At 38.1% G+C, this 26,619-nt stretch carries 28 protein-coding genes; 16 read left to right on the top strand and 12 right to left on the bottom strand.

Features of this window, described 5'->3' with window-relative positions:
• Window positions 1-19 precede the first annotated feature (19 nt).
• From yejK to cpxA, 4 genes are all read left to right on the top strand, one after another.
• On the top strand, window positions 20-1,036 hold the full coding sequence (gene yejK, locus DV417_RS00745) for a nucleoid-associated protein YejK (protein WP_118789904.1): 1,017 nt from the start codon (window positions 20-22) through the stop codon (window positions 1,034-1,036).
• A 64-nt stretch (window positions 1,037-1,100) separates the two neighbouring features.
• Complete coding sequence (bamE, locus tag DV417_RS00740) at window positions 1,101-1,514, top strand: outer membrane protein assembly factor BamE (RefSeq protein WP_005634176.1); 414 nt, start codon at window positions 1,101-1,103, stop codon at window positions 1,512-1,514.
• Window positions 1,515-1,568: 54 nt separating this feature from the next.
• A complete protein-coding gene (locus tag DV417_RS00735) occupies window positions 1,569-2,255 on the top strand; it encodes a response regulator (RefSeq protein WP_118877971.1) in 687 nt (228 codons plus the stop codon).
• Between the two features lie 4 nt (window positions 2,256-2,259).
• A complete protein-coding gene (cpxA, locus tag DV417_RS00730) occupies window positions 2,260-3,666 on the top strand; it encodes an envelope stress sensor histidine kinase CpxA (RefSeq protein ID WP_118877969.1) in 1,407 nt (468 codons plus the stop codon).
• A gap of 39 nt (window positions 3,667-3,705) precedes the next feature.
• Here cpxA and epmA read toward each other — a convergent pair whose 3' ends face one another.
• Complete coding sequence (gene epmA / locus DV417_RS00725) at window positions 3,706-4,677, bottom strand: elongation factor P--(R)-beta-lysine ligase (RefSeq protein WP_118877967.1); 972 nt, start codon at window positions 4,675-4,677, stop codon at window positions 3,706-3,708.
• A gap of 216 nt (window positions 4,678-4,893) precedes the next feature.
• Here epmA and frdA point away from each other — a divergent pair, with 216 nt between their 5' ends.
• The 4 genes from frdA to frdD are packed head-to-tail and all read left to right on the top strand — an operon-like array spanning window position 4,894 to window position 8,234.
• Window positions 4,894-6,693: a fumarate reductase (quinol) flavoprotein subunit gene (gene frdA / locus DV417_RS00720; protein ID WP_118877965.1), complete on the top strand. Its 1,800-nt coding sequence runs from the start codon at window positions 4,894-4,896 to the stop codon at window positions 6,691-6,693.
• Window positions 6,686-7,456, top strand: coding sequence for a succinate dehydrogenase/fumarate reductase iron-sulfur subunit (locus DV417_RS00715; RefSeq protein WP_005631312.1), 771 nt, complete (start codon window positions 6,686-6,688; stop codon window positions 7,454-7,456). Before frdA ends, DV417_RS00715 begins: the two co-directional genes overlap by 8 nt.
• A 10-nt stretch (window positions 7,457-7,466) precedes the next feature.
• A complete protein-coding gene (gene frdC, locus DV417_RS00710; protein WP_118877962.1) occupies window positions 7,467-7,877 on the top strand; it encodes a fumarate reductase subunit FrdC in 411 nt (136 codons plus the stop codon).
• 12 nt (window positions 7,878-7,889) lie between these two features.
• Window positions 7,890-8,234, top strand: a complete 345-nt coding sequence (gene frdD / locus DV417_RS00705) for a fumarate reductase subunit FrdD (RefSeq protein ID WP_005631316.1) — start codon at window positions 7,890-7,892, stop codon at window positions 8,232-8,234.
• A gap of 104 nt (window positions 8,235-8,338) precedes the next feature.
• On the opposite strand, the gene mtgA is transcribed toward frdD, so the two are convergent.
• From mtgA to DV417_RS00650, 11 genes are all read right to left on the bottom strand, one after another.
• A complete protein-coding gene (gene mtgA, locus DV417_RS00700; RefSeq protein WP_118877960.1) occupies window positions 8,339-9,079 on the bottom strand; it encodes a monofunctional biosynthetic peptidoglycan transglycosylase in 741 nt (246 codons plus the stop codon).
• Complete coding sequence (gene trpR / locus DV417_RS00695) at window positions 9,066-9,371, bottom strand: trp operon repressor (RefSeq protein WP_118877957.1); 306 nt, start codon at window positions 9,369-9,371, stop codon at window positions 9,066-9,068. Before trpR ends, mtgA begins: the two co-directional genes overlap by 14 nt.
• A 36-nt stretch (window positions 9,372-9,407) precedes the next feature.
• Window positions 9,408-11,189, bottom strand: coding sequence for a transglycosylase SLT domain-containing protein (locus DV417_RS00690; protein ID WP_118877955.1), 1,782 nt, complete (start codon window positions 11,187-11,189; stop codon window positions 9,408-9,410).
• 25 nt (window positions 11,190-11,214) lie between these two features.
• Window positions 11,215-11,511 (bottom strand): YciI family protein, encoded by a 297-nt coding sequence (locus DV417_RS00685; protein ID WP_005633433.1) that lies wholly within the window; start codon window positions 11,509-11,511, stop codon window positions 11,215-11,217.
• A 15-nt stretch (window positions 11,512-11,526) separates the two neighbouring features.
• Window positions 11,527-12,006 carry an acyl-CoA thioester hydrolase YciA gene (gene yciA, locus DV417_RS00680; protein WP_005641128.1) on the bottom strand — a complete coding sequence of 160 codons (480 nt, stop codon included), beginning with the start codon at window positions 12,004-12,006 and terminating at the stop codon, window positions 11,527-11,529.
• Window positions 12,006-12,563: a septation protein A gene (locus DV417_RS00675; protein ID WP_065245760.1), complete on the bottom strand. Its 558-nt coding sequence runs from the start codon at window positions 12,561-12,563 to the stop codon at window positions 12,006-12,008. Before DV417_RS00675 ends, yciA begins: the two co-directional genes overlap by 1 nt.
• Window positions 12,564-12,568: 5 nt before the next feature.
• Window positions 12,569-13,303 (bottom strand): hypothetical protein, encoded by a 735-nt coding sequence (locus tag DV417_RS00670; RefSeq protein ID WP_118877953.1) that lies wholly within the window; start codon window positions 13,301-13,303, stop codon window positions 12,569-12,571.
• 160 nt (window positions 13,304-13,463) lie between these two features.
• Window positions 13,464-14,474, bottom strand: coding sequence for a galactose/methyl galactoside ABC transporter permease MglC (gene mglC / locus DV417_RS00665; protein ID WP_065250291.1), 1,011 nt, complete (start codon window positions 14,472-14,474; stop codon window positions 13,464-13,466).
• Between the two features lie 18 nt (window positions 14,475-14,492).
• Window positions 14,493-16,013: a galactose/methyl galactoside ABC transporter ATP-binding protein MglA gene (mglA, locus tag DV417_RS00660; RefSeq protein ID WP_005633425.1), complete on the bottom strand. Its 1,521-nt coding sequence runs from the start codon at window positions 16,011-16,013 to the stop codon at window positions 14,493-14,495.
• Between the two features lie 65 nt (window positions 16,014-16,078).
• Complete coding sequence (gene mglB, locus DV417_RS00655; RefSeq protein WP_065245758.1) at window positions 16,079-17,074, bottom strand: galactose/glucose ABC transporter substrate-binding protein MglB; 996 nt, start codon at window positions 17,072-17,074, stop codon at window positions 16,079-16,081.
• A gap of 186 nt (window positions 17,075-17,260) precedes the next feature.
• Window positions 17,261-18,259, bottom strand: coding sequence for a substrate-binding domain-containing protein (locus DV417_RS00650; RefSeq protein ID WP_005636818.1), 999 nt, complete (start codon window positions 18,257-18,259; stop codon window positions 17,261-17,263).
• A gap of 209 nt (window positions 18,260-18,468) precedes the next feature.
• On the opposite strand from DV417_RS00650, the gene galT reads away from it, so the two are divergent.
• The 8 genes from galT (at window position 18,469) to mlaD (ending at window position 26,597) form a co-directional block, all read left to right on the top strand.
• On the top strand, window positions 18,469-19,518 hold the full coding sequence (galT, locus tag DV417_RS00645; RefSeq protein ID WP_118877951.1) for a galactose-1-phosphate uridylyltransferase: 1,050 nt from the start codon (window positions 18,469-18,471) through the stop codon (window positions 19,516-19,518).
• Between the two features lie 68 nt (window positions 19,519-19,586).
• Window positions 19,587-20,741 (top strand): galactokinase, encoded by a 1,155-nt coding sequence (gene galK, locus DV417_RS00640; protein WP_118877949.1) that lies wholly within the window; start codon window positions 19,587-19,589, stop codon window positions 20,739-20,741.
• A 7-nt stretch (window positions 20,742-20,748) separates the two neighbouring features.
• The gene (galM, locus tag DV417_RS00635) at window positions 20,749-21,771 is read left to right on the top strand and encodes a galactose-1-epimerase (protein ID WP_118877947.1); all 1,023 of its coding nucleotides are present in this window, start codon (window positions 20,749-20,751) and stop codon (window positions 21,769-21,771) included.
• 133 nt (window positions 21,772-21,904) lie between these two features.
• Window positions 21,905-22,804, top strand: coding sequence for a CNNM family magnesium/cobalt transport protein CorC (gene corC / locus DV417_RS00630; RefSeq protein WP_118877944.1), 900 nt, complete (start codon window positions 21,905-21,907; stop codon window positions 22,802-22,804).
• Between the two features lie 121 nt (window positions 22,805-22,925).
• The gene (lnt, locus tag DV417_RS00625; protein WP_118877942.1) at window positions 22,926-24,464 is read left to right on the top strand and encodes an apolipoprotein N-acyltransferase; all 1,539 of its coding nucleotides are present in this window, start codon (window positions 22,926-22,928) and stop codon (window positions 24,462-24,464) included.
• A 39-nt stretch (window positions 24,465-24,503) separates the two neighbouring features.
• Window positions 24,504-25,298 carry a phospholipid ABC transporter ATP-binding protein MlaF gene (gene mlaF / locus DV417_RS00620; protein ID WP_118877940.1) on the top strand — a complete coding sequence of 265 codons (795 nt, stop codon included), beginning with the start codon at window positions 24,504-24,506 and terminating at the stop codon, window positions 25,296-25,298.
• A complete protein-coding gene (gene mlaE / locus DV417_RS00615) occupies window positions 25,295-26,080 on the top strand; it encodes a lipid asymmetry maintenance ABC transporter permease subunit MlaE (RefSeq protein ID WP_005628334.1) in 786 nt (261 codons plus the stop codon). Before mlaF ends, mlaE begins: the two co-directional genes overlap by 4 nt.
• Before the next feature lie 10 nt (window positions 26,081-26,090).
• On the top strand, window positions 26,091-26,597 hold the full coding sequence (mlaD, locus tag DV417_RS00610; RefSeq protein ID WP_065265310.1) for an outer membrane lipid asymmetry maintenance protein MlaD: 507 nt from the start codon (window positions 26,091-26,093) through the stop codon (window positions 26,595-26,597).
• Window positions 26,598-26,619 lie beyond the last annotated feature (22 nt).

Genomic DNA, 26,619 nt, shown 5'->3' with positions numbered 1-26,619 from the left:
TTTTTCAAAGGTGACAAAAATGAGTATTACCGTTAATCAAATTGTTTTGCATCAGTTAGTCAAAAATGTGGATGGCGACAGCATAAAAATGGAAAGCGTATTACGCGATGAGTTGCTGTCAATTACGCCAGAAGTAGAACAAATGATGTTGCAACTTCATCAAGGTTATCAAAATAAAGCTAAGGCTTTTGGCGTGTTTCAGGAAAAGTCTATATTTGCACAACATTTAAATCGTTTATTGGAACAAGAAATTGAGTTTTTAGGTTTTAGTCAATACTCAACAAAATTGCTTGCAGATGAGCTAGGTAAATATAACTTTGCAGAAAGTGGTACTTTGATTTTATGTCAATATAATTTCTTAGCGACAGATTATTTGTTTATTGCATTGCTTGATAGCCGTCATAGTATGCTGGTCGATGAGCATTTAGATATTCGCCGTACAGAATATCTTGATATTACTCAGTTTGATATTGCGGCAAGAGTGAATTTGACGGATTTACAGGTGAATGCAAACTCTAATCGTTATTTAACTTTCATAAAAGGTCGTGTTGGTCGCAAAATTAGTGATTTTTTCATGGATTTTTTAGGTGCCGAAGAAGGATTAAATCCACAAGTTCAAAATCAATGTTTATTGCAAGCTGTGAGTGATTATTGTGATCAAGGTGAGCTCAACAAAGAGCAAACTCAAGCAGTGAAAAAACAAGTGTTTGAATATTGCAAAGCTCAACTTGCAGGCGGTGATGAAATTGAATTGCAGGAACTTTCTGATTCTTTACCCACTCTAAACGAACAGCCTTTTGTTACTTTTGCGGAAGAACAGAATTATGGTTTGGAAGACAGTATTCCGCCAGTACGTTCAACCTTAAAATCCTTAACAAAATTTACTGGCTCTGGAAAGGGAGTGAGTATTAGTTTTGATGCCGATTTATTAAATACTCGAATTCAATGGGAACCGATGACGGATACACTTACTATCAAAGGTTTACCGCCGAATTTAAAAGATCAATTACAAAAGGCTTTAAAATCAGAGAATTAATTTGGAAATATGCTCAAACTTGGGTATTATTTGACAGTACTTTTGCACAAATAAGGTAAAGAAAATGCAAGTTAAAACACTTTTAGGCGCAACCTTTTTAGCATTAAGCGTCGCTTCTTGTTCCACCGTTGAAAAAGTTGTATATCGAATTGATGTACCACAAGGCAACTATTTAGAAGCGACTACAGTTGCTCAAGTTAAAGAAGGCATGACTGCTCAACAAGTACAATATTTGTTGGGTACGCCAGTATTAATCGATCCTTATAATAGTCAGACTTGGTACTATGTGTTCTTACAACAACGTGCTTATGAAACACCTGTTCAACATACTTTCACTGTAAAATTTGATCAACGTGGTATTGTGACAGAAACCAATCTTGATAAACCTTTGCCAGAAGTTTCTCAACAAGGCGAGAACAACACCATTATTCAAACTGGTGAGAAAGCAAAATCCAGCTGGTGGCAATTCTGGAAATAATCTTTCTATTTTCACCGCACTACAACAAGAACGATTGATAAAAAGGAATCCCCAATGTCAAAACTCTTGCTCGTTGATGACGATGTTGAATTGACGGAATTACTTTCATCCCTTTTAACGCTAGAAGGGTTTGATGTTCAAACAGCAAATAATGGATTAGAGGCATTACAAAAACTTGATGAAAGCCATGAGTTGGTTTTACTTGATGTGATGATGCCGAAGCTAAATGGTCTTGATACATTAAAAGAAATTCGTAAAGTCTCTAATGTGCCAGTGATGATGCTTACTGCAAGAGATGAAGACATTGATCGCGTATTAGGCTTAGAATTGGGTGCGGATGATTACTTGCCTAAACCATTTAATGATCGTGAATTAGTTGCAAGAATTAGAGCGATTTTGCGTCGAAGTGTGTCTCCATCAAATAATGTTGACGATACAAAAGAAATATTATCTTTTGAGAACGTAACCTTATACTTGACTCGCCAAACTGCGATGTATGGTGAGGAAAACTTAAATTTAACGGATTATGAGTTTAAGATCCTTCAGCGATTAATAGAATCAAAGGGGGATATTGTTACTCGTGAAGAATTAAGTTTGGAAGTGCTAGGAAAAACATTAAGTCCGTTCGACCGCTCTCTTGATATGCATATATCTAATTTGAGACGCAAATTACCAGAGCGAGAAAGCAAATTGCCTTGGTTGAAAACCTTACGCGGAAAAGGATATCTTTTAGTCACTTAATTTTATGAAATTGCGTAGTCTTTTCAGTTTAAATCAACTTGCAATCAGAATATTTGCTCTGTTCTGGTTTTCTTTTTTCATCATGATGAGTCTTGTGATCGCACTACCTAATTTCGATCTCAGACTCTATTCTCCTCTAAAAGAATCGGATATTGTTAACTACCAAAAAGAAATTCTGAACATCGTTCGTAATGGTCAGTTACAAGGACTAATTTCAGAAGTTCCTATTTTACATTCAGATAAATTTCAACCTTCCAGACCTGTTCTGATTAATTTAAAAACTAAAAATATTCTCGGTGAATTACCAGAGGAAGCGCCTTATATTCGAAGATTTGCAGATGTATCCGGCGATTTTTCAGAACCTAAACGTAAAAATTTTAATGAGCTTCAGCTTTCAGGACCGTTCCAGGTTTATTTAGGGGATACAGCCTCTTATGCCTTGTATTTTATTTCTTACGTTAACCCACAGCGTGAGATCTTTAATTATGTTTTTGATAGACCTATTATATTGATTCTGCTTATTCTTTTAATCACTAGCCCGTTGCTTTGGTGGTTTACAAGAATGCTGACTAATCCGATTTCTCGCTTGCAAGAAGCTGCGAATTCAGTGGCATTAGGCAATTTTAAAATTGATAAGAGCTTAGTAGCTAATGGTCCATTAGAATTACGTCAAGTTGGTCAAAGTTTTAATCGAATGGCAGCCTCTATTGATCATCTAATCTCTAATCAACAAACACTACTTTCATCTATTTCACATGAATTAAAAACACCACTCACTCGTTTACAGTTGGCTACAGCGCTTGTTCGCCATGAATGTGGTGAAACAGATAGCGTAAAACGCATTCAAAGAGAAATTGGGCGCATGGATAAAATGATTAGTGAATTGCTTCTACTTTCACGCCAGCAAATGAATAGCCAAATGGAACGGGATATTTTTTATGCCAATACGCTTTGGACTGATATTATCAACGATGCCAAATTTGAGGCTGAGCAACGTGGTATAGCGTTTCTCACAAATATTCGTTTACCTAAAAATGAATTACAACTTAACGGCAATTTTAGATTGCTAGAAAGTGCGGTCGAAAACATTGTGACAAATGCTCTTAAATACACCAAGGATAAGATCGAACTTCATATTTTTATCCAAGAAGAAGAAGAAGAAGAAGAAGAATTTCTCAGGATCCGTATAGATGACAACGGATCTGGAGTCCATCCAGATGAATTTGAAAAAATCTTCAAACCATTTTATCGAGTAGATGAGACGCGAACTAGAACGACTGGCGGAACAGGACTAGGATTGGCGATTGTGTCTAATGTTGTTCAGGAGCATCAAGGAAAGGTCTGGGCTGAAAAAAGCCCACTAGGCGGGCTTGCTGTTACTATACGATTGCCATTATGGATCAGTAACTAAGAATCAAAAGTGTGGTAGATTTTTTACCGCACTTTTCGTCTAGGCATTATCCACGGCAAAAGAAATCACTTCATTAATTTTCTCACAACCTAACGCAACCATAATTAGGCGATCGACTCCTAGCGCAACGCCAGAAGAATTTGGTAAGCCTGCTTCTAATGCTGCTAGAAAGCGTTCGTCAATGTCTCGAATTGGCAATCCATGTTTTTTTCTTTGCTGATTATCTAATTCAAAACGATGTCTTTGTTCTCGTGCATCTGTCAATTCATGGAAACCATTTGCCAGTTCCAAGCCTTTGTAATAAAACTCAAAGCGTTCTGCAACCCGCTGATCTTCTGGGCTCACTTGTGCTAGGGCTGCTTGTGTTGAAGGGAAATAATAAACCGCAACAGGTCGATCTTTTCCTATTTGAGGTTCAACGACTTCACTAAATAAGAACTGTAATAAAGTATCGCGTTCTTCATCATCTTTAGCCATAAAGTTATGTTTACGCGCGGCTTCGATTAATTCTGAACGTTCTGCTGATAATGGATCTAAGCCTACATATTCTTGGAAAACAAATTGATAGCTTAAACTTTCTGCAGGTGGGCAATCTAAAATTTGTTGGAGTAAATCATCTACCTCATTAATTAAACGATGCATACTAAAGTGCGGTCGATACCATTCCAACATGGTAAACTCTGGATTGTGGCGATTACCGGCTTCTTCATTACGGAACACTTTACTGATTTGGAATATCGGTCCACTACCTGCAGCGAGCAAGCGTTTCATATGATATTCAGGGCTTGTAGAAAGCCAAAGTGTTTTGGATTGTTCACCAAAAGGTGCCAGAAATTCTGTGCTAAATGTGGAAAGGTGTAAATCAGTGACGCCAAATTCACTTAGAACAGGCGTCTCAACTTCAAGTAAGCCTCGCTCTGTAAAAAATTGACGAATTTCAGCAATAATTTTTGCACGTTTAAGAAGATTTTTTATATCGGCAGAAGGTTGCCAATGAGTAAGTGCGGTCATTTTTATTCCCATTTTTAAATTTGCATCATTGTAAACGAGAGCCCTTCTCAACTCAATCTAAGGTTTTTTGAGGTAGATCACAAAATCATACTTTTCCCCTTTCCCTACATAAAAAAACGTTATTAATTTGTAACAAAAAATGGCAGAATGGCCTCACTAGATTACCCTTTTAGGGTGATTTCTATTTTTTACTTTCTACATTTATTGGAGGATATCGTGCAAATTGTTAATGTCGATATTGCGATTGTTGGCGCTGGTGGTGGCGGTTTACGTGCAGCGATTGCAGCAGCAGAAGCAAATCCTAACTTAAAAATTGCATTAGTTTCAAAAGTGTACCCAATGCGTAGCCATACTGTGGCAGCAGAAGGTGGCGCAGCGGCAGTTATCAAAGAAGAAGATTCTTACGATAAACACTTCCAAGATACTGTGGCTGGTGGTGACTGGCTTTGCGAACAGGATGTTGTGGAATATTTCGTACAACATTCACCAGTGGAAATGACTCAATTAGAACGTTGGGGATGTCCTTGGAGCCGTAAAGCTGATGGCGATGTAAACGTACGTCGTTTTGGTGGAATGAAAATTGAGCGTACTTGGTTCGCCGCTGATAAAACAGGTTTCCACTTATTACACACGCTTTTCCAAACTTCTATTCAATATCCACAAATCCAACGTTTTGATGAACACTTCGTATTAGATATTCTTGTTGATGATGGCCATGCTCGTGGTATGGTTGCAATGAACATGATGGAAGGTTCGCTGGTTCAAATTAATGCAAATGCGGTTGTTATTGCAACTGGTGGTGGTTGTCGTGCATTTAAATTCAATACCAATGGCGGTATTGTAACAGGTGACGGCTTATCTATGGCGTATCGTCATGGTGTACCACTTCGTGATATGGAGTTTGTTCAATATCACCCAACAGGTTTACCGAATACTGGTATTTTAATGACTGAAGGTTGTCGTGGTGAAGGTGGTATCTTAGTGAATAAAGATGGCTATCGCTATCTTCAAGATTACGGTCTAGGACCAGAAACACCAATTGGAAAACCTCAAAATAAATATATGGAACTTGGTCCTCGCGATAAAGTTTCTCAAGCATTCTGGCAAGAATGGAAAAAAGGTAATACCTTAAAAACCGCGAAAGGCGTAGATGTTGTGCATTTAGATTTACGTCATCTTGGTGAAAAATATTTACATGAGCGCCTGCCATTCATTTGTGAATTAGCAAGTGCTTATGAAGGTGTAAATCCAGTGAATGAGCCAATTCCAGTTCGTCCAGTTGTTCACTACACCATGGGCGGTATTGAAGTCGATTTCAATAGCGAAACTCGTATCAAAGGTTTATTTGCTGTAGGTGAATGTGCATCTTCAGGTTTACATGGTGCAAACCGCTTAGGATCTAACTCTTTAGCTGAACTTGTTGTGTTAGGTCGTGTTGCTGGCGAATATGCGGCACAACGTGCAGTTGAGGCTCAATCTGTAAATCAAAGTGCGGTTGATGCTCAAGCAAAAGATGTTGTTGCTCGTTTAGAAGCCCTTCATAAACAAGAAGGTAATGAATCTTGGTCTGAAATCCGTGATGAAATGGGTTCTATAATGGAAGAAGGTTGTGGTATTTACCGTGACCAAGCAAGCATGCAAAAAGCAGTAGATAAAATTGCAGAATTAAAAGAACGTTATAAACGTATTCGTGTTGCAGATAACTCAAGTGTGTTCAATACAGATGTACTTTACACAGTTGAGTTGGGGTACATTCTAGATGTTGCACAATCTATTGCAAATTCAGCGATTGAACGTAAAGAATCTCGTGGTGCTCACCAACGCTTAGATTACACTGAACGTGATGATGTAAATTATTTAAAACACACACTTGCTTTCTACAATGAGAATGGTGCACCGAGCATTGAATACAGTCCGGTGAAAATTACTAAATCTCAACCTGCAAAACGTGTTTACGGTGCGGAAGCAGAAGCTCAAGAAGCAGCTGCGAAAGCTAAGGAGCAAGCAAATGGCTAATTCACCAGTAATGAATGTTGAAGTATTACGCTACAATCCTGAAATCGATCAAGAGCCGCATCTAAGTACGTATCAAGTACCTTATGATAACCAAACCTCCTTGCTTGATGCGTTAGGTTATATCAAGGATAAGCTTGAACCATCTCTTTCTTATCGTTGGTCTTGCCGTATGGCGATTTGCGGTTCTTGCGGGATGATGGTGAATAACAAACCGAAATTGGCTTGTAAAACGTTCTTACGTGATTACAGTGGCCATATGCGTATTGAGCCGTTAGCAAACTTCCCAATTGAACGTGACTTAGTGGTTGATTTAAGCCACTTTATCGAAAGTTTAGAGGCAATTAAACCTTATATTATTGGTAACGAAGCACCAGCATTAGATGGTAAACCACATCCTTCGAAAGAATTGCAAGCAAGTCGCACTAAACAAACGCCAGCACAGCTTGAGAAATATCGTCAATTCTCAATGTGTATCAACTGTGGTTTATGCTATGCCGCTTGCCCTCAATTTGGTTTAAATCCTGAATTCTTAGGCCCTGCAGCTATTACGATGGCTCATCGTTATAATCTTGATAACCGTGACCATGGTAAAGCAAAACGTATGTCATTATTAAATGGTAAAAACGGGGTTTGGAGTTGTACTTTCGTTGGTTATTGCTCAGAAGTTTGTCCAAAACATGTGGATCCTGCTTCTGCAATTAACCAAGGAAAAGTGGAAAGTGCCAAAGATTATGTTATCTCTATGCTAAAACCAAAAGGCTAAGGGGGAAGGAATGTCAGTAACAGTGAGTAAACGTAAAAAATATGTTCGTCCAATGACAGCGACTTGGTGGCAAAAATTGGACTTCTACAAAGCTTATATGCTACGTGAAGCGACTTCAATCTTTGCTGTATGGTTTTGTATCGTATTGCTTTATGGTGTTCTTTGCCTCGCAAGCAATCCGATGCCAGGCTTAGGCATCTTGAGCTTTATTGAGTTTTTAAGAAACCCAATTGTGGTGTTCTTAAATATTATTACACTTATCGCAATGCTTTATCATACGGTGACATATTTCTTAATGACACCAAAAGTGATGAATATCATTGTGAAAAATGAACGCTTACCACACACTGTGGTAAGAAATGCACTTTGGGCGGTAACCGCATTAGTTAGCGTGATTGCGTTAGTTTTAGTTTATATTTAAGGGAGAGAAAAAATGGTTGATCAAAATCCAAAACGCTCCGGCGAACCGCCAGTATGGTTAATGTTCGGTGCAGGCGGCACAGTGAGTGCAATTTTCTTCCCTGTCGTTATTTTAATTATAGGTTTGTTATTACCATTTGGTTTAGTCGATGCGCATAATTTAATTACTTTTGCTTATTCTTGGATTGGTAAATTAGTTATTTTAGTGCTTACTATTTTTCCAATGTGGTGCGGTTTACACCGTATTCACCACGGTATGCACGATCTTAAAGTGCACGTGCCAGCTGGTGGATTTATTTTTTATGGTTTAGCCACAATTTATACTGTTTGGGTATTATTTGCGGTAATAAATCTGTAATAAAAATGCTATAAATAAAAAACGAGTCTAAGACTCGTTTTTTTATTTTATGTATTAAGTAAATATTTTTCAGTTTTTTTACTTTAGAAATTTGATTGGATTTTTTATAAATGGCTTAAGTATTCTGTACCTAAATTTCCCATTTGTCTCAAAATCCAAGCTTGTTTTTTACGAACTAATAAGCTTGGCTTATTTACTTTATAAATGATTGGATTGGGTAACACTGCAGCTAAAAGTGCGGCTTCATTTTGAGCTAAATTTTTAGCTGATTTTTTAAAGTAATAGCGACTTGCCGCTTCCACACCAAAAATGCCATTCCCAAATTCTGCAATATTTAAATACACTTCTAAAATACGTTTTTTTGACCAAGTTAGCTCGAGCAACATAGTTGCTGGAACTTCTAAACCTTTTCGTAGCCAATTTTGTCCGTGCCAAAGCATTAAGTTTTTAGCGGTTTGCTGGGAAATGGTTGATGCTCCTCGGATTCCTTTTTTAGATTTTTCGTTATACCGAATTGCTCGTTGGATAGCCTCAAAATCAAAGCCTAAATGTTCAGGAAAACGCTGATCCTCTGATGAAATCACAGCTAATTGAATGTTTGGGGAGATATTTTCTAGGCTGACCCAGTTATATTGGATTTGATATCGAAAATCGCCTTGTAAAAGATTAGCGACTTTTTGTTGTACCATATAAGCGGAAAATGGAATAGGGATAAAGCGAAAAAGTAGCAACAAAGCAAAAACGGCGAAAAAAAAACGAAAGACAACTCGCTGCCAGTTCTTTTTCCACCATTTAGGACTAAATAAGCGTGAAAGTGCGGTAAAAATTCGCTTAGTTTTTTTCAATGAGATCAAGATGTTGTTTCATCCATTGCATAAAATCAGGATCCATCGTTTTAATCATATTGGAACCTCGAGTGATTGTGGCGGCACTTGTATTCAAATTTTGTTGAATTTCACGCTGAGGCATATTTTTATCAATCAGCTGAGAGACAATTTGCAAGCGCAATCCTACAGCATCTCGTTCGTCTGCCGTTAATAATAAGGTTAGAAACTCCAGCGCTTTGTTTTCTTCAAAGGCAATTTTTAGCATTTGAAGAAATGCATTCCATTGTTCTAAATTGCGGCTGATATACATAATTACGCTCCCATTCACACTATTAAACTAGTGCGTTTAGTATAGCCGATTCAATTCTTCTTGGCTAAAGATTTGTGGGTTTTCTTGATTTTGTAAAATTTGATAGTAAAAATCATAAGTGACTACATTTTGCACATAACCACGAGTTTCGTAAAAAGGAATAGATGCGACAAATTCGTCTAATGCTAATTTTCCATTGGCGCGACTTAACCATTTTTCTACTCGATTTGCTCCTGCATTGTAAGCTGCTGCAATCAATATTCGATTATTAGGATATTTTCCATTGAGTTCATTCAGATGTGTGGTACCTAGCAAAATATTATTCAATGGTTTGAATAAATCTTGTTCGCCTTGATAAGGCAGCTGATTATTCTCTGCAGTCAATTTTGCCGTGCTTGGTAGAAGTTGCATTAAGCCCCGCGCATTTGCAGAAGATTGTGCCATTGGATTCCAAGCACTTTCTTGACGGGCGATTGCCATTGCAAAAGTTTTGCTGATATTCAAATTCTGTAATGCTGCATTGAAGTATTCAGGATAAGCATTTGGCAGTCTAAGAGAAAGGTAATCCCACGCTTTTGCAACAATAGAAGCATCAACAGCTAATTCAAACCATTGTTGGTTTTCAGCATATTCTGCAAGTTTTAGCTGTGTTGTGAAATCAGCATTATCAAGTAAAATTCGCCAACGTTGTTTTGCTAAACCATTTCGCCCAAGTTCTCTCAGCTCTCGAATCATAGCGAAAACTTGCTCGAAAGGGAGTTTTTCTGCCGTGGTAAAACTTGGAGCTACGGGAAAATCGACTTTATATGCTTGCTTTAATTGCGCAGCAGCTAACATTGGATAGAATCCTCGCTCTTTTGAAAGTGCGGTCAGTTTTTCTATATTTTTTGATATATCTTGTTTAGCTTCCCAATAACGCCATTCTTGTTTTGCTTTTCCTTCAGTAGTAAGTGAATTAAGCCACGGAGAAAGGTCTGTCTTCTGCCAAATTGCCATTCGTAAACGGCGTTCAGTTAGATTATCAGTTTTTAATTGTTGGATTTGTTCATCACGCCATTTTTGAAAATCCGCGTTTTCATTATCAAAAAAACGATTTAAAAAGGCTGTTTTCCACTGTTTGATTTCATCTTCTGAGAGTTGCCAAGTTTCAGCCAATTGCTGATAGAGTTCAAAATTTGGATTCTCTATTTGTTCCGATAATGTTTTTAGATAACGAGGAAAAGCATCGATTAATACACTTTTATCTAACGTGTTAGCGTTACTGTTCTTTATCATCTCAGCAAGTTGTTTAGGATTTTCTACTTGATTTTGTTCTTCTTGAACCCTGTTATTTTCTTTAGCATTATCAGACGTTGCTGATGTTTGTTGTTCCTCAAGCGTGGATAGCTTTTGTAATAAGGCTTGAAATGCTGGCGTCACAAAAGGGTAATTTTGTTGCACTAATGCATTGAGTTCATTTATTGCTTGTTGTTTGCCTTGAATGTCATCAGCCTTTAAAAAAGAGATTTTTGTTTCCCAAAAACGTGCTAGCAAATCGTATTGCAAAGGATAGCCTTGCAATGAATATATTAAGGTTTTTGTGATATTTTGAGTCGCTTCAGAAAATTGTTGGTTTTTTACCGCACTTTTTAACAAACCTTCAACTTGCAAAAAGGTTTCACGTTGTTTTAAACGTTTTAAGTAGTCTTGATGCTGTATTGATGCCCAGTTTTGTTTTTCTTGCTCAAGATTGATTGATGCTGTTGCCGTGTTAGGTGTATCGGCAAAAGCAGAAAGTGCGGTCAAAATACAGAGAGAAATTACAGCGACTTTTTTCATATTAGCTTATTACAATTGAGGAGGGCTAAAATACTTTTTTAAATGGTTTTACAATAACATCACCATATACGCCAGCTTCTACATAAGGATCTTGTGCCGCCCAGTCTTTTGCTGCTTGTAAGTTTGCGAATTGTGCAATTACGGTTGAACCAGTAAAACCAGCCTCTCCTGGATTTTCATCGTCAATAGCTGGATTGGGACCTGCCGTAAGTAAACGGTTTTCTGCTTGAAGTTGTTTTAAACGAGCTAAGTGTTGCTCACGTACTGCAAGACGTTTTTCTAATGTATTTGGAATGTCTTGGGCAAAAATCACATAGAACATCATTATTTCCTTCTATTAACAAGCGTTTTGTTCAGCCTCTAACTCTGCAATTGAGGCCAATGCTTTTTCTAATTCGTGGTTATTTTCACGAGGAATCGTGCGTGAGCGACTATTATTATCTACTGCAACGAAAGTAAATACCGCATCAGTCACGCAATAGCGTTCACCAATTGGCTCACTCGCTACTTTTTTCACCCATACTTCTACTTTAATTTTAATGGAAGAACGTCCAACTTTTAGACATTGGCCATAGCAACAAACCACATCGCCCACAGAGATTGGTTTGATGAAATTCATGCTTTCAACCGCAACGGTAACTACGCGCCCATGTGCGATTTCTTTTGCTAAAATTGCCCCACCCATATCCATTTGAGACATGATCCAACCACCGAAAATATCTCCGTTAGCATTGGTATCAGAAGGCATTGCTAAGGTTCTTAGTAATAGAATCCCTTTGGAATGGCGGCCATTTTTATCAGTAAAATTGGAAGACATTATTTTTCTCCATTTTTTGAATTTGAATCATCTTTAGGTAAATAGCGATAGATATAAGCACCTGAAATAATTGTTGCAATTACCGTCATACCAATAATTCCGAAAGATTTGAAATCAACCCAAGCTTCTTCCGACATATTATGGGTGATATAAATATTCACCAACATACAAATAATAAAGAATACTGCCCAACCGAGGTTAAGTGTATTCCAAGCCTTTTCGGGCAGTTGTAGCTCTTTCCCAAGTAATTTTTTGATTAATGGCGTTTTAAATTGAAATTGTGCGACGAGCAAAACAATGGCAAACAAGGCATTGATAATTGTCACTTTCCATTGCAAATAGCGGATTTCATTAAAGTAAGCGGTTAAAAGTCCAAAAAAAACGACCGCACTTGCCATGATTTTTTGTTGTTTTTCAACGGTTCCGTATTTACATTTTAAAATCACGATCTGCAAAATTGTTGCAACCACTAATACGATGGCTGCTTCACGTACACCACCGAGTTTATAAGTGACAAAAAATAAAATTAAAGGGATAAAGTCAAGGAGTTGTTTCATATTGATTAATCCTTCATAAATAAACTGTAGAAACGATAAGTCACTACTAGCATAAAAATATTAAGTAATGCGGTGAAAATGCCTATTACCATATCAAATACAGCATTATTGGAAAATACGCTTAATTGGAAAATGAGAACTGGCACTAGAAAATAAACCAGTAGGGTGTAAATAAACAATACGCCTTTTCGAGTATTTCCTCGTATCCAAATTTTTCGGATAGTTTGCGAAAGTGTATCTTGAGTCGAAAGATAATGTACTGCCGTCAAATTTAAACGGACGAAGAACCAAACTCCAACAATCATCGCGATAAGTGACATGATAGGGGGCGATTTTTTTGTGAGTAACGCAGCAAATGCTTCACCAAGACCAAGTAACATTGGGGCAACCATTAATAGATCTAACAGAATTACGCCTGCAAAACGACGCAAGGTAAGTGAGAAGGTTTCACCTAAAGTGCGGTAATTTTGTAAGCTAATTTTATGGATTGAGGTTAATCCCCAAGCTGCAATAAAACTCGTTAGAATCTGAGTGATTGCAACTGAAAAGAGAAAACTCGTGATATCTGTATTGGCGAGATTTAATACATCATTTTTATTTTCATCATTAACTGGAAAGCTTAAAAGTGCACTCGCGCTTTGCACAATAAATAAAATTGCGACAAATTGCAGCATGATTTTTTGTTGATTACGGAAAAAGTTCCAACTGTCTTGCAATACTTGTGTAAAGTTAATTTGCATGATTATCTCTCTATAAAAATGGTGGCGCAATTATACAGGGTTTGCTGATTATTGCATAAATATCGTTAGTGAGGTGATGAATTCATATTGAATTGAGTATATAAAACAAAAGTGGGCAAGGACGCCCACTTTTTTGTTATCTTTAGAGAGATTATTCGTATTATTTTTTCTTCGCGTATTTTAAGGAGTCGATAGCAACCGCGAGGATGATAATGCTACCTTTGATGATATATTGCCAGTAAGGGTTTACACCGATGTAAGTTAAACCGTAGTTGATAACTGTAAAGATGATAACCCCAGTGATTACACCAATTACGGTACCTACACCACCCGCGAAGGATACGCCACCCACTACGCAAGCGGCGATAGCATCTAATTCATACATGAACCCTAAATTGTTAGTTGCAGAACCGATACGACCAGCTTCGAGCATACCACCAAAGGCATAGAACATACCTGCAATCATGTAGATGACAACTAAGTTACGCGCAACGTTTACGCCAGATACTTTCGCAGCTTCTGGGTTACCACCGATAGCAAATACGTTTTTACCGAAACGAGTTTTGTTCCACATAATCCATACTAATAATGCTGCGATAGCTGCATAGATCGTGATGTAAGAGAGTTTAAAACTACCAACTCGGAAGAATCCTTGAGCGAATGTTGAGAAATTTTCGCTAAAACCTGCGATTGGCGAACCACCCACAGCATCATAGTATAGTGAGTTGAAACCATATACGATGATCATTGTACCCATTGTTGCAATGAATGGGGTAACGTTTAAATAAGCGATAACTAACCCATTAATCAAGCCAATTAGCGCACCCACAGCACAAACTGCAAGAATTACCACAGGAATTGGAATTTCACCCATTTCAGGGAATACGCGGTTCATATTTTCCATTGATTGCAACATGGTTGCAGAGATAACCGCAGCCAAACCAACTTGGCGACCAGCAGATAAGTCAGTCCCTTGTGTAATCAACAATCCAGCAACCCCGAGAGCAATAATTAAGCGCACAGAAGATTGGGTTAAGATGTTACTGAAGTTGATTAAATTTAAAAAGGTTGGATCTTGCGCAATAATAATGCCGAGCAAAATCAGCAAGACAAAATAAATCGCATTTTGTTTTAATAAATCAAAGGATTTGTTTTTTTGTAAGGCACTCATGATTTGTTCCTTTTATCTTTATAAATATTTCGCAGCGAGTTGCAAGATTTCTTCTTGTGAAGTTTTTGCAGTTTCTACAATACCCGCTAATTTACCGTTACTCATCACTAAAATACGGTCAGTTACACCTAGTAATTCAGGCATTTCTGATGAAATCATAATAATGCCTTTATCTTTTTTAGCGAGTTCTTGAATGAGTTGGTAAATTTCAAATTTTGCCCCGATGTCGATACCACGAGTCGGCTCATCAAGCATCAGAATTTCAGGTTGAGTTAAAAGCCAACGACCGATAATGACCTTTTGTTGGTTGCCGCCAGAAAGAGAACCAATTGTTGTTCTATGTGATGGCGTTTTAACATTCATTGAATCAATTACCCACTGGGTATCACTTTTCATTTTCTTCGTGCTAAGTAATTTCCATGGTGTGAGATAAGATTTCATATTTGAAATCAAAGAGTTAAATTCAATGCTTAAATTAGAGTAAATACCTGTTGAACGACGCTCTTCAGTTACCAATGCAAAGCCATTATTAATCGCTTCAAGTGCGGTATGATTTTTCACGGTTTTTCCGTGTAACTTGATAGTTCCTTCGGTTAATTCACGTACGCCAAAAATAGCTTCAACGATATCGGTACGTTTAGCCCCTACAAGACCTGCAATACCGAGAATTTCACCTTTTCGTAATTCAAAAGATACGTCTTGAATGGATGGTTGATTTTTAGCGGTAAGATTTTCTACCTGTAAAATTACTTCTTTTGGCGTGTTTGTTTTTTCGGGGAAACGTTGTGTTAATTCACGACCTACCATCATTCCGACAATTTGTTCCATGCTGGATTCTTTCACGTTTACTGTGTTGATCCATTTACCGTCGCGTAAAATAGTAATTTCATCACAGATTTTGAAGATTTCATCCATTTTGTGAGAAATATAAATAATTCCGCAACCGCGTTGTTTTAATTTGTCGATAATTTTAAACAGATGCTCAACTTCTTTTTCAGAAAGTGAGGATGTTGGTTCATCCATGATTACGATTTTCGCGTTATACGAGAACGCCTTCGCAATTTCGATCATCTGCATTTGAGAAACTGAAAGTTTGGCGACCTTTTCTTTAGGATCTACATCAATATCTAATTCGTCAAAAATCGCTTTAGTATCACGGTACATTTTTGCGTGATCGACAAAAGGTCCTTTAAGTGGGTAGCGTCCAAGCCACAAATTATCCATTACGCTAGTTTGGCGTACGAGGTTGAGTTCTTGGTGCACCATTGAAATACCATTTTCAAGGGCTTCTTTAGATGTTTTAAAATTGACGGGTTGACCTAAGAAAAGGATTTCACCTTCATCTTTGGCATAAATGCCGAATAAGCATTTTAGTAATGTAGATTTTCCCGCGCCGTTCTCACCCATTAAAGCATGAACAGAATGTGAACGAACCGTTAAGTTTGCGTTATCTAAGGCTTTTACGCCAGGAAAGGACTTGCAGACATTGGTCATTGTGAGCAGCACTTGGCTGTCTTGACTTTGAGTTTGAGATGTCATATCCAACCTCGTTAAAAAGGGGAAGGGCAACTTCCCCTTGGATTACAACAAAAATTGATGAGAAATTATTTTAAGAAGTCGCCTAAGTTGTCTTTATCTACACCAACATAAGGGATACGTACAACACGATCTTTTAATTCCCATTTTGTGCCTTCAGTTGCTGCTTTGCCTTGTGCTAAGTTGTTAGATAATTGAACAACCGCTTTACCTTGGTTCACACCATCGTTTAACACAGTACCAGCAAGTTCACCTTTTTTGATGAGTTGTAATGCTTCTGGTAATGCATCCACACCAAAGATTGGGAGTTTTTTACCATGTGCTTTGGTTGCTTCTAATGCGCCTAATGCCATACCATCGTTGTTAGAAATAATGACTTCAATGTCGTTCGCTTTAGAGCTAGATAACCAAGCATCTACTTTATCTTTCGCCATTGCAGCATCCCACATACCAGTATCAATAAATAATTGTTCAGTTTGGATACCTTTCGCATTAAGTTCTTCAACTACGAATTTTGTACGTGCTTCAGCATCTGGGTGACCTGGTTCACCTTTTAATAATACAAATTGGATTTTACCATCTTTATTTAAGTCTAGAGCTGGATTCTCTTTCCATTGTTTTGCAATTAAATCCCCTTGAATTAAGCCAGATTCTTTTGGATCAGTACCTACATAGTAAGCGTGTTCATAAGAACCGATAGCTTTTGCACCTGGGTCTTTATTAAAGAATACAACAGGAATGTTATCTGGTTTTGCTTTGCTAATAATGGTTGGTGCTGCAGCAGGGTCAACTAAGTTAATTGCAAGAGCTTTCACACCTTTGGAAAGTAATACATCAACTTGGTCATTTTGAATTGATTGTGCATTTTGGGAGTCATTCATTAATAAGTTAATGCCACCAAGTGCTTTAGCTTCTTTATCAATTTCTTTACGCATTAAAGACATGAAGTTGTCATCGTATTTGTAAATGGTTACACCAATTTTGTTACTTGCTGCGAAGCTAGAAGATGCTGCACCTAAACCGATAGCCAAAGCAACCGCACTTAATACTGCTGTTTTTTTCATAATAACGCTCCTATTTTGGAATGTTGATGTTAGAGATAAATATTGCATTACATTCTGCAATTGATGCCATATTAGCGAATAATCTGCTTGGAATCTGTGATCAAACTCACATAAATGAAAACGATTACATTAAAAATTCGGATTTGTGATCGCTATCACATTTTATGAGTGCGTTTATCTTCAAATTTAGATAGATTCCACAGAAAAACGACGTACTAATGTTGGGTTAAATTGAATTGTTGATGGCGTTCTCACCTCATTATCGACAAGGCTTAATGCAAGGTTGGCTGCATAAGTTGCCATTAAATCAATAGGATAGCGAATTGTGGTCAATTTAGGAATTAAATAACGAGCGATTGGCATATCGTCAAAACCAATGATTGAAAATTGGCTTGGTACACTAATATTGTTTTCATTGAGAACTGAAATGGCTCCCGCAGCCATTGAATCGTTATAAGCTACGACCGCAGTGAGATCTTTGTTATAACTAAGTAAATCAATCATTGCTTTTTCACCACCCTCGAAGTCTGGTGAATTGTGCGTTATGGCATGCTCAATAATTGGATAATTGTGATCTTTTAATGCAGTAAGATAACCATCGCGACGCTCAATTTCATCGAAAATAGCATGATTAGAACCAATATAGGCGATATGTTTATGACCACAACGGATAAGCATTTCTGTTGCTAAGTAGGTTCCCTTTTTATTATCTAAACTTACGCAACGATTTTCATAGCCTTGAATCACTCGGTTGATAATCACCATTCCTGGTACTGTTTTCAAATAATGGCTAAGTTCATCGTCAGATAACGCTTTCGAATGCACAACTAAACAACTACAACGTTTGCGAAGTAAAGTATCAATAGCTTCACGCTCCTTTTCTGCATGGTGATAGCCAATGCCAATCAAGATTGTTTTACGGTGTGCTTCTGCGACTTTATCTACGGCTTTCACTAAAATAGCAAAAAACGAGTCTGTTACATCGGTGACAACCACTCCAATTGTATCGGTGTTTTGTATTGCAAGGGCTTTAGCATTTGCATTGGGCTGATAATTAAGTTGTTCAATTGCTTGTTTTACTGCAAGGCGGGTATCTTCACTCACTGAGGGATGTTGATTTACAACACGAGAAACAGTAGCAATAGATACATGGGCTAATTCGGCTACATCATGAATGGTGCTCATAGAATGCTCTCCATAATGAAATCACGTTTCTTATTATGTTCTTTCTAGATAAAATTGAAAGCGGTTACTTTCTGATTTGTAACCGAGATCACAAAAAACTTTCAGAGATTTTCCCATTATGTGATACTGATCACGGTTTATTTTTGTGAATTTGCTATCTTATGCGCAGTATTTTGTGTAACCGTTTACAATTTAGAAAGGGGCCAATTATGAGTGATATTTTTGAACCAACAGAGCATCCACATCGTCGCTATAATCCGTTAATTGATCAATGGGTTTTGGTATCACCACATCGTGCTAAACGTCCATGGCAAGGGCAACAAGAAAAAGCGAATGAAGAACAAAAACCAAGTTATGATCCAACTTGTTATCTTTGCCCGAGTAATAAGCGTATTACAGGTGAATTAAATCCAGATTATCGTAAACCTTATGTGTTTAAAAATGATTTTTCCGCGCTTTTAGAAGATACGCCAGCCCCTGAAAAATCCTCAGATCCGCTTTTCCAAAGTTCTCAAGCTCGTGGTGAAAGTCGCGTTATTTGTTTCTCTCCAGATCATAGTAAAACATTGCCATTATTGACCGCACTTGAGATTGAAGAAGTGATTAAAGTATGGCAAGAACAACTTCGTGAACTCGGCGCAAAATACCAATGGGTGCAAATTTTTGAAAACAAAGGGGCAGCAATGGGGTGTTCGAACCCTCATCCACATGGTCAAATTTGGGCGAATAGTTTCTTGCCAAATGAAGTTGCTCGTGAAGATCGCACACAACGCGATTATTTATTAAAACATGGTTCAGTAATGCTAGTTGATTATGTGAAACGAGAACTGGAATTAAAAGAACGTATTGTCGTTGAAACTGAACATTGGGTAGCTTTAGTGCCTTATTGGGCTGTTTGGCCGTTTGAAACATTGCTTTTACCAAAAACTCATGTAAAACGTTTAACTGAATTAAGTGACGAACAATCAAAAGATCTTGCGGTTATTTTGAAAAAATTGACGACCAAATACGACAATCTATTCGAGACCTCTTTCCCATATTCAATGGGATTTCATGCCGCACCATTTAATGGCGAAGAGAACGAACATTGGCAGCTACATGCTCATTTTTACCCTCCTCTTTTACGCTCAGCAACCGTGCGTAAATTTATGGTGGGATATGAAATGTTAGGCGAAAGCCAACGCGATTTAACGGCAGAACAGGCTGCAGAGCGATTACGTGCTTTGAGTGAAGTTCATTATAAAGAAAGAACTAAATAATATAGCCAGCCTCCTCTTTAGCAAAGAGGGGGCAGATCTAGTACAGATTTAATATAAAGGATAGAAATATGACCCCAATCCAAAATGCTCAACAAATTTTCAATAAACAGCATAAAAATTTGCCAGAAATTACCGTCTATGCACCTGGCCGAGTAAATATCATCGGTGAACATACCGACTACAACGACGGCTTTGTTATGCCTTGTGCGATTAATTTTGGCACGGCCGTTTCTGGTACAAAACGAGATGATCATATTTGGAATGTTTATGCGGCGGATCTTGATGAAACTGATGAATTTTCTCTCAATGTTGAAATTCCTAAGAGTGGACACAAATGGGCTAATTATGTGCGTGGGGTTATAAAATTTATCCAAGAACGTTACCCAGATTTTCAACAAGGTGCAAATTTAGTGATTTCTGGAAATGTACCTCTTTCTTCTGGATTAAGTTCATCTGCAGCGTTAGAAGTTGCGGTGGGTAAATTCTGCCAACAACTTGGCGATTTACCACTTTCTCACACGGATATAGCATTGAATGGGCAAAAGGCTGAAAACCAATTTGTTGGTGCTAATTGTGGCAATATGGATCAGTTAATTTCTGCGCTTGGGCAGGAAAATCACTTATTGATGATTGATTGTCGTAGTCTTGAAACCACTACAACCCCCGTACCACAAGATGTCGCCGTAATTATTGTGAATTCAAACGTACCGCACGATTTGGTAACAGGCGAATACAATACTCGCCGTCAGCAATGTGAAGAGGCTGCAAAATTTTTTGGAGTAAAAGCGTTGCGTGATGTTTCAGTTGAACAATTCCGAAAAAGAGAAGCAGAATTGACCGCACTTTCTCCGTTAGCAGCAAAACGTGCTCGTCATGTCGTAACAGAAAATCAACGAGTACTTGATGCAGTAGAAGCATTGAAGAAGAATGATTTGACTCGTTTAGGTGAGTTAATGGGGGAATCTCATGATTCAATGCGTGATGATTTTGAAATCACCGTGCCACAAATTGATTATTTAGTTGAATTGGCTCAACTTGTTATTGGCAAAAGTGGCGGTGCACGTATGACGGGCGGCGGTTTTGGTGGCTGTATTGTCGCACTTGCGCCGCATGATAAAGTCGATGCAGTTCGTAAAATTATTGCGGATAATTACGAGAAAACGACAGGTTTAAAAGAAACTTTTTATGTGTGCACTGCATCACAAGGTGTTCGAGTGATTTAAGAAAATGATGTTAGAACAAACCACTTTTAATGCGCCTGATGGTGTACCTTATCAGCTGATAACCTTGCAAAATGAAAATGGAATGCGTGTTCAATTTATGGATTGGGGCGCAACTTGGCTTTCTTGTAAAGTGCCTGTAAATGGCACCTTGCGCGAGGTTTTATTGGGTTGTAAGGTAGAGGATTATCCCACTCATCAAAGCTATTTAGGCGCAAGCGTAGGGCGTTATGCAAATCGTATTGCAAATGCACAATTTGAATTGAACGGTGAACTCATTCAATTGAAAAGTAATCAAGGTAAACATCAACTTCATGGTGGAGAGGGCTTTGATAAACGCCGTTGGAAAATTCAAGAGTGCGGTGAGAATTTTGTGTGCTTTTCATTACATTCAGAGGATGGTGATCAAGGTTTTCCTGGTAATGTGGATGTGTCGGTAACCTATACGCTAACAGATGATAATAGCGTAAAAATTGAATATGCAGGGATGTGTGATACGGATTCTGCATTGAACCTAACTAATCATGCCTATTTCAATTTAGAAAATGCAGAGCAAGGCAGTGACGTGCGTGAACATACATTACGTTTAAATGCTGATTTTTATCTGCCTGTAGATAATGAGGGGATTCCTAATTCTCCATTAAAACACGTAGTGAATACGAGTTTTGATTTCCGTATTGCTAAATGCATCAAGCAAGATTTTTTACAAGGGGATCAGCAAGCAACAAAAGGTTACGATCATTCCTTTATTGTCAATAAAGCTTGGCAAAAGCCTTGTGTTTTACTGACCTCTCCAACTGGTGATTTAAGTTTGGAAGTCAGAACCTCGCAAGCCGCATTGCAGGTTTATACGGGTAATTATCTTGCAGGTACACCAACGAGAAATGGCGAATTATATGCCGATTTTTCTGGCGTAGCACTAGAAACCCAATGTTTACCCGACACCCCAAATCATCCTGAATGGCAAAATTACGGCGGAATTCAAAAAGCAGGAGAGCGATATTATCAATGGACGGAGTTTAAGTTCTTATAGAATTGAAGTGCGGTAGAAAACAAAGAGATATTTCACCGCACTTTTCTTTTCCCTTGCTTTATCTTTATCTTTGCGAAGATGCTCAAAATATGATACTTTTTCGCTGTCAATAAGACATCAACTACAAACCAATATGAACGACGAACAGCAAAATTCAAACCAATCCGAAAATACGAAAAAACCTTTTTTCCAATCTTTATTTGGTCGCTTTTTTCAAGGTGAACTAAAAAATCGTGAAGAGCTTGTGGAAGTGATTCGCGATTCAGAACAAAACGATTTAATTGATCAAAATACTCGTGAAATGATTGAAGGCGTGATGGAAATAGCGGAGCTTCGTGTTCGAGATATTATGATTCCCCGTTCACAAATTATTTTTATTGAAGATCAACAAGATTTAAATACTTGTTTAAACACAATTATTGAATCCGCTCATTCTCGTTTTCCTGTGATTGCCGATGCGGATGATCGCGATAATATCGTAGGTATTTTGCATGCGAAAGATTTATTGAAATTTTTACGTGAAGATGCGGAAGAGTTTGATTTATCTTCATTATTGCGCCCAGTAGTGATTGTGCCAGAAAGCAAAAGAGTGGATCGTATGTTGAAAGATTTCCGCTCTGAGCGTTTCCATATGGCCATTGTGGTGGATGAATTTGGTGCGGTATCAGGCCTTGTTACCATTGAAGATATTTTGGAACAAATTGTTGGCGATATTGAAGATGAATTTGATGAAGAAGAAGTTGCGGATATTCGTCAGCTTTCTCGCCATACTTATGCGGTGCGTGCACTCACCGATATTGATGATTTCAATGCGCAATTTAATACGGATTTTGATGATGAGGAAGTCGATACCATTGGTGGGCTGATTATGCAAACTTTTGGTTATTTACCAAAACGTGGTGAAGAAATTACGTTGAAAAATCTTCAATTTAAAGTCACCTCGGCAGATAGTCGCCGATTGATTCAACTTCGAGTGACCGTGCCAGATGAACATTTGGCTGAAATAGATGATGTGGAAGAAAAAGCCGAATAGCATTTTATCATCCTCAATGATGGCGCGCGTTTTCTAACGCGTGCTTTTTATTTACTTGGAATGGGATTTCAAATCCCAATACAAAAGACGCTCGTGAAGGCGTGCAAAATATATTGAATTTATGAATAAATATTTTACTTATCTTATTGCGATTATATCTGGTTTAGTCGGTGTTTTTGCCTTTTCGCCATTTGATTATTGGCCTTTAGCCTATGTTTCTTTACTCGGTTTACTTTATGTCGCTAAAAATTCTAAAAAATCCACCGCACTTTTAGCGACGTTTTTGTGGTCGATGGGATTTTTCTGCTTTGGGGTGAGTTGGCTTAATGTCAGTATTCACCAATTTGGTGGTGCGTCTTTAGGTGTGAGTTATTTCCTTGTCGGTTTACTTGCGGCTTATCTTGCGCTATACCCGATGCTCTTTACCTATTTGGTTCAGCGTTTCAACGTTCAAAGTGCGGTAATTTTTGCCGTGATTTGGACATTGACAGAGTTTTTACGTGGTTGGATTTTTACCGGTTTTCCTTGGCTTCAGTTTGGTTATACACAAATTGACAGCCCATTTTATGGCATTGCCCCGATTTTTGGCGTAACAGGATTGACGTTTTTTACCGTTTGGGCAAGTGCGGTGATGTTTAATCTCGTTTCGTCTTTGTTTAAAACGAAAAATCTTAAATTAGTCTTGGCGAATGTTTTGTTATTGATCATCGTGGGGGGATTAAGTGCTTATTCATCCCGAATTCACTTTGTAAAATCTGTTGAAGATAAGGCAATTTCAGTCACACTTGCTCAAGGAAATATTGAACAAAATCTCAAATGGGATCCAGCTTATTTCTATTCTACTTTGGAGATTTATCAAAAATTAATTGCAGAAAATCTTGGTAAAACAGATTTAATTATTTTGCCTGAATCAGCGTTGCCAACTCTTGAAAATGCGATTACCCCATTTTTTGAAGGATTAGATCGAGCAGCTAAAGAAACGAAAACGGAGATAATGGTTGGAACCGTATTCCAAGATACGAGATCTGGTAAGTTGCTTAATTCTATTATGACTGCTGGAAACCCAGACTTTCCTTATCAGCCAGATACTTCAAATCGTTATAGTAAGCATCATCTCGTGCCGTTCGGTGAATATGTTCCACTAGAAAGTATTCTGCGACCACTTAATTCAGTGTTTAATTTGCCGATGTCTGCATTTCAAAGCGGGGATGCGATTCAGCCATCTTTAATGGCAAAAAAACGCTCTTTTTCGCCAGCAATTTGCTACGAGATTATTTTTGGTGAACAAGTGCGACAAAATTTGAAACCAGATACGGATTATTTGCTCACGTTATCTAATGATGCGTGGTTTGGTGATTCGATTGGGCCTTGGCAACATTTACAGATGGCAAGAATGCGCGCTTTAGAATTGGGTAAACCACTTATTCGTGCAACGAATACGGGGATTTCCGTCTTTGTTGATGCACAAGGTAAGGTGTTAGCGCAGGCACCACAGTTTATTGAAACAACGTTGACGCATAAAATTGCACCTGCGGAAGGCAAAACCCCTTATTCTGCGTTGGGAAATATGCCTTTATATGCTTTATCATTGTTGTTTTTAGTATTACACGGCATGATGGCATTTGTTCGTCGTAAGATGAACCTTTCACAAAAACGCTAGTCAAAACGACCGCACTTTTTATTTATAAACGAGATTTTAATGAATCAAAATCTAATTGAAGTTAAGAGTCTCACCTTTAAACGCGGTGATCGCGTGATTTACGATAACCTGAATTTGCAAGTAAAAAAGGGAAAAATCACTGCGATCATGGGGCCGTCGGGGATTGGTAAAACTACCTTACTTAAATTGATAGGTGGGCAGCTAATACCAGAACAAGGTGAAATTTTGTTTGATGGGCAAGATATTTGTCGTCTATCTAATAGTGAACTGTACGAAGTACGTAAGCGGATGGGGATGTTATTCCAATCAGGTGCGCTTTTTACGGATATTTCTACTTTTGATAATGTCGCCTTTCCAATTCGTGAACATACGCATTTGCCTGAAAGTTTAATTCGTCAAATCGTGTTGATGAAATTGGAGGCTGTTGGGTTGCGAGGCGCAGCCGCATTGATGCCTTCAGAACTTTCTGGTGGTATGGCTCGTCGAGCTGCGTTAGCACGCGCTATTGCGCTTGATCCAGATTTAATTATGTTTGATGAGCCATTTACTGGGCAAGATCCGATCAGTATGGGCGTAATTTTGAGCCTGATTAAACGATTAAATGAAGCGTTAAATTTGACTTCTATCGTGGTGTCGCACGATGTGGAGGAAGTATTGAGTATTGCAGATTATGCCTATATTATTGCAGACCAAAAAGTCATCGCAGAAGGAACATCAGAGCAGCTTTTACAAAGCCAAGATCCGCGAGTGGTGCAATTCTTAAAAGGTGAATCTGATGGTCCTGTGCGCTTTAAGTACCCAGCGCAAGATTATGTGAAGGAATTGTTTGAATGATCGTCAATTTTATTTCTGCTTTAGGAAAACAGGTGATCGACTTTTTCCGTGCATTAGGGCGAGCAGGTTTTATGTTATTTGGCGCATTGATCGGCAAGCCACAAATTCGTAAGCATTTTCCTTTGCTTGTGAAGCAAATGCATGTGTTAGGTGTCCAATCGTTACTCATCATTTTGTTGTCCGGTTTATTTATTGGAATGGTATTAGGACTACAAGGTTATGTCGTGTTAGTCGATTTTTCTGCTGAAACAAGTTTGGGGCAGCTTGTAGCGCTTTCTCTTTTGCGAGAATTAGGGCCTGTTGTTACCGCACTTTTATTTGCTGGTCGAGCGGGTTCTGCATTGACGGCTGAAATAGGCTTAATGAAAGCCACTGAACAACTTTCTAGTCTTGAAATGATGGCTGTTGATCCTTTACGTCGAGTGATTGCACCTCGTTTTTGGGCAGGCGTTATTTCCATGCCAATTTTGTCAATCTTGTTTATCGCGATTGGTATTTGGGGCGGTTCCTTAGTCGGTGTGGATTGGAAAGGTGTTGATTCAGGCAGCTTTTGGTCTGTTATGCAAAATTCCGTCAGTTGGAGCTATGATATTTTAAATGGCTTTATTAAAGCGGTTTTCTTTGCTGTAGCCGTAACTTGGATTGCGCTTTTTAATGGTTATGATTGTATGCCAACATCAGAAGGCATCAGCCAAGCTACAACACGCACAGTTGTGCATGCATCTCTTGTTGTTCTAGGATTAGATTTTATTTTGACTGCTATTATGTTTGGAGCAGGTTAAGGATTTTTTTATGAGACAAACAATTAAATATGAATTTTGGGTCGGGTTATTTTTATTACTTGGTATTGGCGCCTTAGTTTTTTTAGGTTTACGCGTAGCCAACGTACAAGGTTTTGGTGAGACGAAATCTTATACTGTGACGGCAACTTTTGATAATATTGGGGGACTAAAAGTACGTGCACCATTAAAAATTGGTGGAGTGGTTATTGGGCGTGTGAGCGGTATTACGCTTGATGAAAAAAGCTATTTACCAAAAGTTAGTATTGCAATTAATCAGGAATATAATGAAATCCCAGAAAACAGTTCTTTATCAATTAAGACATCTGGCTTATTAGGTGAGCAATATATTGCATTAACAATGGGATTTGATGATGGTGAATCAGCTATGCTTAAAGAGGGTAGCCAAATTCAAGACACAAAATCTGCTATGGTGTTGGAGGATTTAATCGGCCAATTCCTTTACGGCGATAAAAAATCTGATGGTAACAGTGAAAAGACTGAGCCTACAGTACAATAACAACTAACATTTATTTAGGAGA

It is taken from the genome of Haemophilus haemolyticus (assembly GCF_003490935.1).
Classification (GTDB): Bacteria; Pseudomonadota; Gammaproteobacteria; order Enterobacterales; family Pasteurellaceae; genus Haemophilus; species Haemophilus haemolyticus_M.
The sequence above is the reverse complement of the archived record's forward strand: the minus strand, read 5'-3'. Positions and strand labels throughout refer to the sequence as shown.